Here is a 12282-nt window from a genome sequence, read left to right as displayed (position 1 = left end):
GACGTTATGGGGCAAGAGCCCACTATAGGGCAAGCTCCGCCCCTACGCAACCCCTGAGGATCATCTTCGATCCTGCTGCTTCGGTCACCGAACAACCCGGCAGCAGCACATTGCACCAAAACCCGGCGCCTCGTCAAGAATGACATACCTCGGACAGATGCGGCCGGGCACCCCCGGTGGGGCATCATGACGTCCCACCCCAGGGCCAACCCGACGACGAGCGGGAAGCCTCGGGGGATAGCTTCCCGGCCCGTCGTCGAGATCTCAATGCCAACAGAGATTGACCCGATCTGTCAATTCCGCTGACAACAGTTTCCGGGAGACTCCAACTCTGCGTACCGGTGCCACAGCCGAAGGGCCCGTACCGGCGCCTGCGCCGCCTCGAACGCGCCGGCGGCCTCCCGCAACGCCGCCCTCGCCTCGTCCACGCGGCCGAGCACCGCCCGCGCCTCCGCCAGCGATTCGAGCACCTCGCCGCGGAGCCGTTCGTCGTCCAGCGTCGCTGTCTCGCCCAGGAGATGGTCCAACAGTCGCTCCGCGGCCTCCGGATCGTCGCCTCGCAGATCGAGGCGCGCCTGCACCAGGCGCATGTCGACCCGGTCACCCGGGCTTCCGAGCAGTGTCACCAGCGGCCGCGAATCCTCGAACAAGCGCCGTGCCAGTGACAGGTCGCCGCCCGACTGCACGAGGAAGTAGGCCGTCGCCTGGAGGATCCGCGCCCAGGTCTGTGGCTCGGCCCGCGGGTCGCACAGCTCCCCCGCCCTGCGATGCCAGACGATCCCGGCCTCGGTGTCACCGCGGCCGAACGCCAGGTTTCCCAGTGCCCAGGCGGCCTGCGAGGCGTCCGACGGGTCGAGGATGTCCACGAGACCCTCCAGCCGGGTCTCCAGTTCGGAGGTGTCGGACGGCGAATCGGCCATTTCCAGGGCGGCCAGCAGCGCGACGATCGCGGACGACAGCAGTCCGGGATCGATCTGATCAGCCTCGGCCAACGCCGCCCTCGCCTCCGAGGCCGCGTCCGCCAGGCGTCCGGACGCGCGATGGGCGCGCGAGGCGAGGATATGGGCCTCGACCCTCAGATCAGCCACTCCCACCACCGAGGAACGCCTTGCCAAACCAGCAGCGAGCTCCGCGGCTTCGTCGTACCGGCCACCCGACATGAGGGCCTGGGCGACCAGATGGTCGGCCTCCCAACGGCGCATCTCGCGGCCTGCACCGGCCGCGATCACCGACGCCCTGGTCGCCATGCGCGCCGCTTCGTCCCACTGCCGGGTTCGCACGAGGCGCCGAGCGCTCGCCAGGAGCGCGACCATGTCGGCGTCGGCCGCCTCCTGACTGTCAGGGTCGAGTTCCCAGGCGTCCAACCCCAGGCGTTCCGCGAGGAAGTCGAGCACCTCGGTATTCGGACGCCTGCGCCCCGTCTCGATGTGACAGATGTAGCTGCCCGAATATCGCCCGCTTCCCAACTCGGCCTGCGAGAGCCCGCGGGCAATTCGCAGCTCCCGGATGCGTTCACCTACCGCAGGCATGACGGTCGCTCCCTTCGCCGAGACCCTTGTCAACTATCGGCCCCATCATCGTTTGACCGATCTCCAAGAACTTGTCGCGATCATATTGACACACTAGTCAAATTGTGTCTACTGTCTAGTCAGTACGACAGATATCGCCTACCAGTCAATGAGGAGCACCGATGCAAAAGCCCAGGATCGCCCGGGTCGTTGCGGCAGCAGCCCTTGTAGGTGTGACGATGTTGCCTATCGCGCAGGCGACGGCCGCACCCGACGAGACCAAGGCAGCGTCCGCTGCCTCTTCCAGCCAGATCAGCGATTTTCCCATCAGGATCGGACCCCTGTCCCTCGGCCCTTGGCCGTGATCCGAACCTGAGGGCTACCGGACCGCGGTAGCCTCTGCCCACCCCCACTACGGCAATGGGTGGGACCTTCACCCAGGTCCCACCCATTGCCGTAGTTCTTTTGCCGGAGCGGCTCGCGTCACTTGAGGGTGACAGTCGCGCCTTCCGCCTCGAGGGCCGCCTTCGCCTTCTCGGCGTCCTCCTTCTTGGCCTTCTCGACGACCGCCTTCGGAGCGGACTCGACGAGATCCTTGGCGTCCTTCAGGCCGAGGCTCGTGAGCGCACGAACGGCCTTGATGACACCGATCTTCTTGTCGCCCGCGGACTCGAGGATGACGTCGAACTCGGTCTGCTCCTCGACCTCCTCGGCGGCGGCAGCCGCAGCCGGGGCCGCAGCGGCGACAGCGACCGGAGCCGCAGCCTTGACGTCGAAGGCGTCCTCGAATGCCTTCACGAACTCGGACAACTCGATGAGGGTCATCTCCTTGAAGGTGTCAAGGAGCTCCTCGGTGCTCAGCTTCGCCATGTCGGCGTCCTTCCTACTCGTTCGATGCAGCGTCGGGCGCCGCGTCAGTGGTTTCAGCGGTTTCGATGACGGCGCCCTCGGCGTCGTCAGGCTCCTGGTTGGGCTCGGCGGTCGCCTGGCCGGCGCCACCGATGACCGACGGATCGGCCTCGGCCTTGGTCTCCAGAGCGCCCAGAAGCCGGGCGGCCTGGCTGAGCGGTGCCGCGAACGTGGCAACCGCAGTACTGAGCGAAGCCTTCATGGCACCAGCCAGCTTCGCGAGCAGCACCTCGCGCGACTCGAGGTCGGCGAGCGTCTTGACCTGATCGGCGTTGAGGACCTTGCCCTCGAGAACGCCACCCTTGATGACCAGAAGCGGATTGGCCTTTGCGAAGTCACGCAGCCCCTTGGCAACCTGTGCGACGTCGCCCTTGATGAAGGCGATAGCCGTCGGACCGTGCAGCACGTCATCGAGTCCATCGATGCCGGCCTGCCTGGCCGCGATCAGGGTCAGGGTGTTCTTCGCAACGGCGTAGCTGGCGTCCGAACCGAGGGACCGGCGAAGGTCCTTGAGGTTCGCGACGGTGAGTCCGCGGTACTCGGTCAGCACAGCCGCATTGGACGACGTGAACTCGTCTGTCAGCTGCTCGACCGCGGCCGCCTTGTCAGGCCTCGCCATTGGGTCTCCTTCCCACTTCCATTCCGAGCCGACGACCACATGGGAGCTACCCGGGCAATGAAAAAGCCCCGGGACGCAGGTCTCCGGGGCACCGAGCACCATGAGTCACTCCCCATGACGCCCAACGGGCTTTGGTTACCTGCGCGGGCGTCCTCACGGACTTTGAAGCTCGGCTACCAGCGGTCTACGGCTCTAGCCACAATACGCGCTCGCCCCGCCCCCGGCAAAATCGGGGACGGGGCGAGCACCGTCTGCCTTGCTCAGGCGATCTGTTCGGCCGGCTTGGACGCGACGGGGTCGACCGGAATGCCGGGGCCCATCGTCGTGGACAGCGTGATCTTGCGCACGTAGCGGCCCTTGGCGGTATTGGGCTTCAACCGGGCCACCTCCTCCATGGCGGCCTGATAGTTGGCCAGCAGCGCCTCGGGCGAGAAGCTGGCCTTGCCCACCATGAACTGCAGGTTCGAGTGCCGGTCGACCCGGAACTCGATCTTGCCGCCCTTGATATCGCTGACGGCCTTAGTGACGTCCATGGTGACAGTGCCGGTCTTGGGGTTCGGCATCAGGCCGCGAGGGCCGAGCACGCGGCCCAACCGGCCGACCTTGCCCATCAGGTCGGGAGTGGCGACGACGGCGTCGAAGTCGAGGTAGCCGCCGGCCACCTTCTCGATCAACTCGTCGGAGCCAACCTCGTCGGCTCCCGCCTCGGTGGCCTCCGCAGCCTTGGCGCCCTGGGCGAAGACGAGGACCCGTGCCGTCTTGCCAGTGCCGTGGGGAAGGTTCACCGTGCCGCGGACCAGCTGGTCCGCCTTACGGGGGTCGACGCCGAGCCGCATGGACACCTCGACGGACTCGTCGAAGCCCCCCGCGGGGAACTTCTTGAGGACGGAGATGGCTTCCTCGGGAGTGTAGAGCTGGGTGAGATCCACCAACTCCTCCGAGGCGCGATAGCGCTTGCTGTGCTTCATGTCTGGTTCCTTTCCGTCAGCCTCGCGGGCTGATCCACCAGGTCCTGGTCCGGATCGCACGGTCCTGCCAGGGAATCGGAGCGGACACGGCGGTGCCCGCGGGGAGCGTCACTCGACGGTGATGCCCATGGAACGGGCGGAGCCCTCGATGACCTTCATGGCGGCCTCGACGTCGTTCGCGTTGAGGTCGGGCATCTTGGCCTCGGCGATCTCGCGAACCTGGTCGCGAGTGAGCTTGCCGACCTTCTCCTTGTTCGGCTTGCCCGAGCCCTTCGGCACACCGGCTGCCTTCTTGATCAGCTCGGCCGCGGGCGGGGTCTTCGTGATGAACGTGAACGTCCGGTCCTCGAAGATCGTGATCTCCGCCGGGACGATGGTGCCACGCTGGGCTTCCGTCTGGGCGTTGTACGCCTTGACGAACTCCATGATGTTGACACCATGCGGACCGAGAGCGGTACCGACCGGCGGGGCCGGGGTCGCCTGGCCCGCGGGAATGGCGATCTTGACGATCGCCGCCACCTTCTTCTTGGGAGGCATGTTTGGGTCCTTTTTCCAATCTGTGTATGTCGCGTACCCCAGGGGCACGCCGCCCAGAGGGGTCAGACGACCTTCTGGACCTGGGCGAAGGTCAAGTCTACCGGGGTCTCCCGACCCAGGATCTCGACCATGGCCTTCACGCGCTGGTTGTGCGGGTTGATCTCGGTGATCGTCGCATGCACCCCTGCGAAGGGGCCGTCGACGACCGTGACCGAATCGCCCACCTGGTAGTCGACGACCTCGACCTTCTTGCGGCGCTTGGTCGGCGTCTGCCCCGCGGCAGCCACCTTGGCCTGCACGGACGGGGTGAGCATGCGCTCCACCTCGTCCATGTCGAGCGGCACGGGCTGGTTCGCGTGCCCGACGAAACCGGTGACCGAGGCGGTATGACGCACAGCGGCCCACGACTCGTCCGTCAGTTCCATCCGGACGAGCACGTATCCCGGCATGAACGTGCGGGTGACGGTCTTCTTCTGCCCGTTGCGGATCTCGACGGCCTCCTCGGTGGGCACGAGGGTCTCGTAGATGTAGTCCTCCATGTTCAGGGTGACCACACGGGCGTCGATGTTCTGCTTGACCCTGTTCTCCATGCCGGAGTAGGTGTGCACGACATACCAGTCACCGGGCTTGGTGCGAAGCTCGGCGCGCAACTCCTCGAGAGCCTTCTCCAGGGCCTCGTCGGTCTCGTCCGCATCGGCGTCCTGGTCGTCCTGCGCGGCCTCGTCCTCGCCGAGATCGAGGTTCAGCTCGACGCCGTCGTCCTCGTTCGTGGAACTGAAGTCGTCGAAATCGAGGTTGATGGCGACCTCGTCAGAGGCGGCCGGCTCATCATCCTCGAAACCGGAGTCGAGGTCGATCTCGACCTCTTCGTGAAGCTCGTCAACGGGATCGGTGTCCATGTGTCTCCTCCTTCGTGATCAGCCGAGAGCCTTGAGCAGCAGCCAGCCGAACAGTGCGTCCAGACCGGCCACGATTCCCATGATGAACAACACGAACACCAGAACGACCAGGAAATACTGTCGAACAGTGCTCGCGGAGGGCCACACGACCTTCTTCAACTCGCCTACCGACTGCTTCGTGAACGCGACCGGGGTCGTCCGCTTCCGCTTCGCGGGGGCGTCGTCACGCTTCGGCGTCGGCTTCGTCTTCCGCACAGGCGCGACGGTCTGGTTGCGCCTCACCGGTTTCGGGACGCTCGAGGCAGCCTCACGGGCCTCCTCGGTGGCGTCGTCCAACTGCTCCTCGTCGGCGGTCTCGTCGTCATCGCCGGTCTCGGTCAGTTCCTCCGCGGTCTGATCGTCGACCTGGTCCACGACATCGACCGGGGGATCGGCGAGGTCGCCGCGGGCGAGCGCTTCACCGTCCGGGGTCAACGACTCGGTCGCCTCGGAATCCGAGACGCCGTCGCGCCGATCCTCGCCGCCCCGGGAACCGCTGTGCCGTCCCGGGCGCCTGCTGCTCTGAGCCACAAATCGTCCTTCGCCGATGCCTTGTGCCGTGAACCATATGCCGTACTGTCTGCAACCGGCCCGGCTCGCGATCTGTGCCGCAGCAGCCGCAGCCGCTTCGCAGGGCAAGAGGGACTCGAACCCCCAACCTGCGGTTTTGGAGACCGCTGCTCTGCCAATTGAGCTATTGCCCTACAGGCCCCACCCCGCCTTCGGGCCCTGCCTGCGGGCGCAGTCTGACGGTGGTGCGAGCCACCAGGACTTGAAGCATACCCGGTCGCCAGCGACAACGCGAACCGAAACCGGTCGCGACAACCGGCCGCCGAACCGCTGTACCCTTGTCCGCGTCGAAAGGTGCGCCCGATGTCCATGTTCTCCACCGTTCAGCCGGCCCCGAGCGACCCCATCCTGGGGCTCACCGAGCGATTCATCGCTGATCCCAGGCCCGACAAGGTCAATCTGGGCGTCGGCGTCTACCAGGACGAGAACGGATCGCTGCCCCTCCTGCGGTGCGTCGACGCCGCCGAGCAGACCCTGGCGGGTCAGCACCGGCCGAAGGGCTACCTGCCCATCGACGGGCTGCCCGACTACACCCGCGAGGTCAAGGAGCTGGTCTTCGGGCCGGGCTCCCCCGCCGTCATGGACGACCGGGTCGTCACCGCCCAGGCGCTGGGCGGCACGGGAGCGCTACGGATCGGCGCGGACTTCCTCCACCAGCTCAGCCCCGAGGCGACCGTCCTGGTCAGCACCCCCTCGTGGGAGAACCACCGGGCGCTGTTCACCCGCGCGGGCTTCACCGTGCGCGGCTACCGCTACTACGACCCCGAGGCACACGGCATCGACGTCGACGGCATGCTGGCCGACCTGGCCGCGGCGCCGGCCGGCACGATCGTCGTCCTGCATGCCTGTTGCCACAACCCCACCGGCTACGACCTCACTGCCGACCAGTGGGACCGCGTCATCGACGTGGTCGTCGCGGGCGGTCTGGTGCCGTTCATCGACATGGCCTACCAGGGCTTCAGCCAGGGGCTCGAGGAGGACGCGGCGGTCATCCGGGCTTTCGCCGCCCGGACGGACTCCTTCCTGTGCTCGAGTTCCTTCAGCAAGAGCTTCGGGCTCTACGGCGAGCGCGTCGGAGCGCTGTCGATCGTCTGCGCGGACGCCGACGAGGCGGCACGGGTGCGTTCGCAGGTCAAGGTCGTCATCCGGACGAACTACAGCAGCCCGTCGACCCACGGGGCCCTGCTGGTGTCGACCGTGCTCGGCGACCCGCAACTGCGTCTGGCATGGACGCAGGAACTGGCCGGCATGCGCGACCGCATCAAGCAGATGCGCGGGGCGCTGGTGCAGGGCCTGGCCGGCGCGGGCGTGCCGGACGACATGTCCTTCATCACCGATCAGGTGGGGATGTTCAGCTACTCAGGGCTGGACGCACGGCAGATGGCGCGGCTGCGCGAGGAGTTCGGCGTCTACGGCACCGACGCGGGACGCATCTGCGTCGCCGCACTCAACCCCTCCAACGTGGACCGCGTCGCGCGCTCGATCGCCGCTGTCGTCTAAGCGCGGTCAGCCCGCGACGCCGACGAACACCGGTTCGGGCTCCAGGGCGATCCCGTAGCGCGCCTGTACACCCTCCCGCACCTCTCGCGCCAGCGCGAGGACGTCCGCGGTCCTGGCCCCACCCTGATTGGTCAGGGCCAGCACGTGGCGGCTCGACAGCCGGGCGGGTCCGTGACCGGGGTAGCCCCTGCCGAACCCCGCATGCTCGATGAGCCACGCCGCCGACGACTTGAACCGGCCGTCGGGCTGCGGGAACCGCGGGGCGTCGGCCGGCAGGGCCGCGGCCTGGTCCGCCGACAGGATCGGGTTGGTGAAGAAGCTGCCGGCCGACCAGGTGTCGTGGTCGTCCGGATCGACGACCATCCCCTTGCTGCCACGCAGGGTGAGGACGGCCTCGCGCACCCGCCGGGAATCCACCCGCGTGCCCGGTTCCACACGAAGGACGCGAGCGAGTTGCTCGTACCCGACGGGCTCGGACAGGCTTGCCAGCCGGAACTGGAACGTGACCTCGACGATCACGTATCGTCCCGTCGCCTGATCGGGGCGCCGGGATCTCTTGAACACGGACTCCCGATACCCGAAACCGCACTGGTCGGCGACGAACGTGCGGTACTCGCCGGCCTGGCGGTCCCACGTGCGCACGCGGGCCACGGTCTGCGAGACCTCCTGCCCGTAGGCTCCCACGTTCTGGATGGGCGTCGCCCCGACGAGGCCGGGAATCCCGCTGAGCGCCTCGATGCCGGCCCACTCCTGATCGACGGTGAACGCGACGACGTCGTCCCACGTCTCGCCCGCCGCGACGCGCACGAGCGCACCCCCGCAGCCGGAGACCTCGGCGTCCAGGCCATGGGTGTCCACGAGCACCACCGTGCCGTCGAACCCCTCGTCGCCCACGAGCACGTTCGATCCGCCCGACAGGACGAGCAGCGACTCGCCCGCCTCGTCGACGGCACGAACGGCATCGACCAGTTCGGCCTCGGTCGTGGCACGGACCAGGTGCCGCGCGGGCCCGCCCACATGGAACGTGGTGTGCTCCGCGAGGGACGACGAGGGCGCGTGCTCGCGTCCGGGCAGGCCGGCCGACACGCGTTCGAGACTGCAGGAATCCTCGCTCACGGCAACCGCACCTCCGCCCGGGCGGCGCCGAGCACCTTGTGCCCGTCGTGGTCGGCCTCGAGGGCAATCGTGGCCACGCCGTCCGAGACGGCCACGACCCGCGCCCTCACCTGGACGGTCGTCCCGGTGTCGTCGTCGGGCACCGCCACCGGTGCGGTGAATCGCGCGAAATAGCTCGTGACCAGCGCGGGATCACCGACCCAGTCGGTGACGATGCGCAGGGCCGCCCCCATCGTCCACATGCCGTGCACGACGACGCCAGGCAGGCCGAGCGCGCGAGCCATGCGGTCGCTGTGGTGAATGGGATTGAAATCGGTGGACGCACCGGCATAGCGGACGACGTCCGACCTGGTCAGATGCAGGTCGAGGGGCGGCAACTCGATGCCTACGGAGATGTCGGAGGGCTTCATCGCTCCTCCTGCGGGCGGGTGTGGATGAGTTGACTCGTCGCGGTGCCGAGTTCCTCACCTTCCGCCGTGGACAACGCCACGGCGATGGTCACCATGTCGGTGTTGCCCCGGTTACGAACTTTCTCGATGGTGAGCCTGGCGACCACGTCGTCCCCCTCGCGAAGCGGGCGGACGATGTCGAACCTCTGATCGGCATGGATCGTGCGGTGGAGGGCCAGGCCCAACTCGGGGTCTTCGAACACCGCGCCCCATGCTTGCGCGGCTATCACCGCGGCGAAAGTTGGTGGAGCGATGGGTGAGGTCTCGTCGAAATACGCCGGGTTGGGGTCCCCGAGCGCTGTGGCGAATTCGGCGATCTTGGCGCGGCTCACACGATAGGCCGGGGTGGCCGGGTAGCTGCGTCCCACGTGGTCTGAGGTGATGGGCACTCCCCCACGCTAGCCCACAGCCGCGACCCGCCGGGATCGTGCCTCAGCGGGTTTCGCGATGCAGGGTGTGACGACCCTCGCGCGGGCAGAACTTCTTCAACTCAAGACGATCGGGCGTGTTGCGCCGATTCTTCTTGGTGATGTAGTTGCGCTCCTTGCACTCCGTGCAGGCGAGGGTGATCTTCGGGCGGACGTCCTGCGCCTTCTTGGCCATGATGATCCTCTTCGGGTTCCGGTGCCAATGGGCACGTCGAACAATGATAGCGCCAGGGTTCGGCGATCACCGAACCCTGGCGGGATTGTAGCGGGAGCGGGACTCGAACCCGCGACACAGCGATTATGAGCCGCTTGCTCTACCGCCTGAGCTATCCCGCCGGACGTTGGGGTCAACCACACACCCACAACAGAGCCCCGACGCAGAGTCGAACTGCGGACCTCATCCTTACCAAGGATGCGCTCTACCTACTGAGCTATCGGGGCCAGCCGACGAACCAATGTATCGGACCATGGCCTGTGGACTCAAATCGAACCCGTGGACCGCGATCACTGCCCCCACGCCCCAGGGTGCGCAAGAATCGATGCAGTTCACCGCCGCTCGATTCTGGAGGAATACGTGACCATCCGCTTCAGCCCGCTGGTACGCGACGCCCTCGACAACGGCTACCCCGTCGTCGCACTCGAGACGAGTCTCGTCACCCACGCACTCCCCCACTCCCGCAACCTCGAGGCGACCCTCGCCGCCCAGGAGCAGTTGCTCGCCGGTGGCGTCATCCCCGCCACGATGGGTGTGGTAGGCGGGGACGCGGTCGTAGGGCTGAGCGACGACGAACTGGCACAGTTGGCGGACGACCGCTCGGCCCGGCGCGTCTCGATCCGTGACCTGCCGATCGTCGAGACCAAGGGCCTCAACGGAGGGGCCTCGCTGGCCGCGACGATGCACCTGGCCCACCGCGCCGGCATTCAGGTCTGTGCCACCACGGGGCTCGGCGGCGTGCACCGCGCCAGCGCCTGGACGAACCCGCTCCAGGAATCCAGCGACCTCACGGCGCTGTCGGGACATCCCGTGGTACTGGTCGCCTCCGGCGTCCGCCCGATGCTCGACCTCCCGGCCACCCTCGAACGACTGGAGACGCTGAGCGTCCCCGTCCTCGGCTACCGCACGAACGGCTTCCCCGGGTTCTACGTGGCCGACTCGGGCTACCCCGTGGACTATCGCGTCGAGACCCCCGGGGAGATCGCCGACATCGCCCGCGCCCGCGACGAGCTCGGCCTTCAGCAGGCGCTCCTGGTCGCCAACCCCATCAGCTCCGAGCTGGAGGTGCGCGACTACGAGGAACGCCTCGGTGAGGCGGCGGAGATCGCGGCCAGGTACGCGGCCGGAGGCGAGGACGACACCCAGGTGCTGCTCGTCAGCCTGGAAGAGGCCACCGGCGGGGAGATCTGGCAGGCGAACACCGAGATCTACCGGCGCAACGTCTCGCTGGCGGCGCAGGTCGCCAAAGCGCTGGCGACCACGCCCCGGTACACCGACTGAGGCGCAGGCCGTCCATGGTGGGGTGGGGTGTGGTCGTCGCCGGGATCGCGATCGTGGCCGTCGTCCTGGCGATCACACTGACCTGCCTCGCCGTCGCCCGCTCGCGACGTGCCGTGCGGCCGGGCACGATGCGCCTGGACCCGCTCGACGACGCGGCGCTGGCCGCGGCCTTCGCACGGATCGAGCAGGAGGACCTACCCCAACGTGTGACGGCCATGGCGGCCCACCTCACGACGATGGTGGCGCGGAAGGTACCGCTACGCTACGTACGCCCGTCGGCGCGCTCGGGAATAGCGCGGCTGGGGTTCGCGGACGGCACCGTGGTGCTCGCGCAGAGTCTTGAGCCCGCGAGCCTCGGCGTGCTCGCGCGACAGTGCTGGTCGGGCACCGTCCAGGCCGAGGCAGCCGAGACGCGCGACGAATCCGTCTATCTCGACCTCGGATGGCCGAGCGGCCGGATCACCGTCCGCGTACTGGGACGTGACCAGGCCGATTGACCCGAATGAGGGTGGCAGGTGATGGATTCGAACCATCGTAGGCTGAGCCGACGGTTTTACAGACCGCTCCCTTTGGCCGCTCGGGCAACCTGCCATGCTGGCTGGGCCAGCGACGAGCAACACTAGCAAACCTCCCTCTCTTCGGGAAATCGGGCAGGATGGGTTTCATGGCATCCGTCAGCACCTTCGACATCGTCAGCAAGGTCGACCGTCAGGAGGTCGACAACGCGCTCAATCAGGCCGCCCGTGAGGTCGGCCAGCGGTTCGACTTCAAGGGGACCGGGGCGTCCATCGCGTGGTCCGGGGACGAGATCGCGATGGAGGCGAACGGCGAGGAACGCGTGAAGGCGATCTGGGACGTCTTCCAGTCGAAGCTCGTCAAACGCGGGGTCGACCTGAAGTCGGTGCAGGCGTCAGAGCCCCGGCTGTCGGGCAAGACCTGGCACATGACCGCGAGCATGCGCAACGGAATCGGCCCAGACGACGCCAAGAAGGTCTCGAAGCTGATCCGCGACGAGGGCCCCAAGGGCGTCAAGGCGCAGATCCAGGGAGACGAGTTGCGCGTCAGCTCGAAGTCGCGGGACGACCTGCAGGCCGTGCAGCGCCTCCTCAAGGAGGCCGACTTCGATTTCGCGGTGCAGTTCGTCAACTACCGCTGAGCCGCACCCGAGGCGGCCAGGCGCAGGACGTCCCGGGTGATCTCGGCGTGCCCGAGATGCTGGCACAGCAGCACGACTTCGTCGTAGTC

General features: G+C 67.5%; 15 protein-coding genes and 4 tRNA genes. 4 read left to right on the top strand and 15 right to left on the bottom strand.

The features are described 5' to 3' along the window. Positions 1–293: 293 nt before the first annotated feature. The 8 genes from FB473_RS02350 to FB473_RS02315 all read right to left on the bottom strand — a co-directional run bounded on the left by FB473_RS02350 (position 294) and on the right by FB473_RS02315 (position 6183). Positions 294–1529 (bottom strand): helix-turn-helix domain-containing protein, encoded by a 1236-nt coding sequence (locus tag FB473_RS02350; RefSeq protein ID WP_167164472.1) that lies wholly within the window; start codon positions 1527–1529, stop codon positions 294–296. Between the two features lie 462 nt (positions 1530–1991). After that, on the bottom strand, positions 1992–2378 hold the full coding sequence (rplL, locus tag FB473_RS02345) for a 50S ribosomal protein L7/L12 (RefSeq protein WP_167164470.1): 387 nt from the start codon (positions 2376–2378) through the stop codon (positions 1992–1994). A gap of 13 nt (positions 2379–2391) precedes the next feature. Next, positions 2392–3036: a 50S ribosomal protein L10 gene (rplJ, locus tag FB473_RS02340; RefSeq protein ID WP_167168899.1), complete on the bottom strand. Its 645-nt coding sequence runs from the start codon at positions 3034–3036 to the stop codon at positions 2392–2394. A 260-nt stretch (positions 3037–3296) separates the two neighbouring features. Then, the gene (gene rplA, locus FB473_RS02335) at positions 3297–4004 is read right to left on the bottom strand and encodes a 50S ribosomal protein L1 (protein WP_167164468.1); all 708 of its coding nucleotides are present in this window, start codon (positions 4002–4004) and stop codon (positions 3297–3299) included. 108 nt (positions 4005–4112) lie between these two features. Beyond that, complete coding sequence (rplK, locus tag FB473_RS02330) at positions 4113–4541, bottom strand: 50S ribosomal protein L11 (RefSeq protein ID WP_167164466.1); 429 nt, start codon at positions 4539–4541, stop codon at positions 4113–4115. A gap of 62 nt (positions 4542–4603) precedes the next feature. After that, positions 4604–5440: a transcription termination/antitermination protein NusG gene (gene nusG, locus FB473_RS02325; RefSeq protein WP_167164464.1), complete on the bottom strand. Its 837-nt coding sequence runs from the start codon at positions 5438–5440 to the stop codon at positions 4604–4606. 18 nt (positions 5441–5458) lie between these two features. Beyond that, positions 5459–6010 (bottom strand): preprotein translocase subunit SecE, encoded by a 552-nt coding sequence (secE, locus tag FB473_RS02320; RefSeq protein ID WP_376837265.1) that lies wholly within the window; start codon positions 6008–6010, stop codon positions 5459–5461. Positions 6011–6110: 100 nt separating this feature from the next. Next, positions 6111–6183: transfer RNA gene (locus FB473_RS02315), tRNA-Trp, on the bottom strand. A gap of 169 nt (positions 6184–6352) precedes the next feature. Between FB473_RS02315 and FB473_RS02310 the strand changes: the two genes are divergently transcribed. Continuing rightward, positions 6353–7549, top strand: coding sequence for an amino acid aminotransferase (locus FB473_RS02310; RefSeq protein WP_167164462.1), 1197 nt, complete (start codon positions 6353–6355; stop codon positions 7547–7549). Positions 7550–7555: 6 nt separating this feature from the next. Here the strand turns inward: FB473_RS02310 and FB473_RS02305 are convergent, their stop codons facing one another. The 6 genes from FB473_RS02305 to FB473_RS02280 all read right to left on the bottom strand — a co-directional run bounded on the left by FB473_RS02305 (position 7556) and on the right by FB473_RS02280 (position 9983). Continuing rightward, positions 7556–8635, bottom strand: coding sequence for a UDP-N-acetylmuramate dehydrogenase (locus FB473_RS02305; RefSeq protein WP_341770129.1), 1080 nt, complete (start codon positions 8633–8635; stop codon positions 7556–7558). A gap of 26 nt (positions 8636–8661) precedes the next feature. Continuing rightward, complete coding sequence (locus tag FB473_RS02300; protein WP_167164458.1) at positions 8662–9075, bottom strand: MaoC/PaaZ C-terminal domain-containing protein; 414 nt, start codon at positions 9073–9075, stop codon at positions 8662–8664. Then, positions 9072–9503: an FAS1-like dehydratase domain-containing protein gene (locus tag FB473_RS02295; protein ID WP_167164456.1), complete on the bottom strand. Its 432-nt coding sequence runs from the start codon at positions 9501–9503 to the stop codon at positions 9072–9074. The genes FB473_RS02300 and FB473_RS02295 overlap by 4 nt, the downstream gene beginning before the upstream one ends. 43 nt (positions 9504–9546) lie before the next feature. Continuing rightward, on the bottom strand, positions 9547–9717 hold the full coding sequence (rpmG, locus tag FB473_RS02290; RefSeq protein ID WP_167164455.1) for a 50S ribosomal protein L33: 171 nt from the start codon (positions 9715–9717) through the stop codon (positions 9547–9549). Positions 9718–9805: 88 nt separating this feature from the next. Beyond that, positions 9806–9878 (bottom strand) — tRNA-Met (locus tag FB473_RS02285). Between the two features lie 32 nt (positions 9879–9910). Beyond that, positions 9911–9983 (bottom strand) — tRNA-Thr (locus FB473_RS02280). A gap of 133 nt (positions 9984–10116) precedes the next feature. Here FB473_RS02280 and FB473_RS02275 point away from each other — a divergent pair. Together FB473_RS02275 and FB473_RS02270 are read left to right on the top strand one after the other, a co-directional pair. Further along, on the top strand, positions 10117–11037 hold the full coding sequence (locus tag FB473_RS02275; RefSeq protein ID WP_167164453.1) for a pseudouridine-5'-phosphate glycosidase: 921 nt from the start codon (positions 10117–10119) through the stop codon (positions 11035–11037). A gap of 14 nt (positions 11038–11051) precedes the next feature. After that, a complete protein-coding gene (locus tag FB473_RS02270; protein ID WP_167164451.1) occupies positions 11052–11534 on the top strand; it encodes a hypothetical protein in 483 nt (160 codons plus the stop codon). Positions 11535–11546: 12 nt separating this feature from the next. Here the strand turns inward: FB473_RS02270 and FB473_RS02265 are convergent. Next, positions 11547–11628: transfer RNA gene (locus FB473_RS02265), tRNA-Tyr, on the bottom strand. Between the two features lie 73 nt (positions 11629–11701). Between FB473_RS02265 and FB473_RS02260 the strand changes: the two genes are divergently transcribed. Then, positions 11702–12193 carry a YajQ family cyclic di-GMP-binding protein gene (locus FB473_RS02260; protein ID WP_167164449.1) on the top strand — a complete coding sequence of 164 codons (492 nt, stop codon included), beginning with the start codon at positions 11702–11704 and terminating at the stop codon, positions 12191–12193. Positions 12194–12282: the final 89 nt, after the last annotated feature.

It is taken from the genome of Brooklawnia cerclae, assembly GCF_011758645.1.
Classification (GTDB): Bacteria; Actinomycetota; Actinomycetes; order Propionibacteriales; family Propionibacteriaceae; genus Brooklawnia; species Brooklawnia cerclae.
The sequence above is the reverse complement of the archived record's forward strand: the minus strand, read 5'-3'. Positions and strand labels throughout refer to the sequence as shown.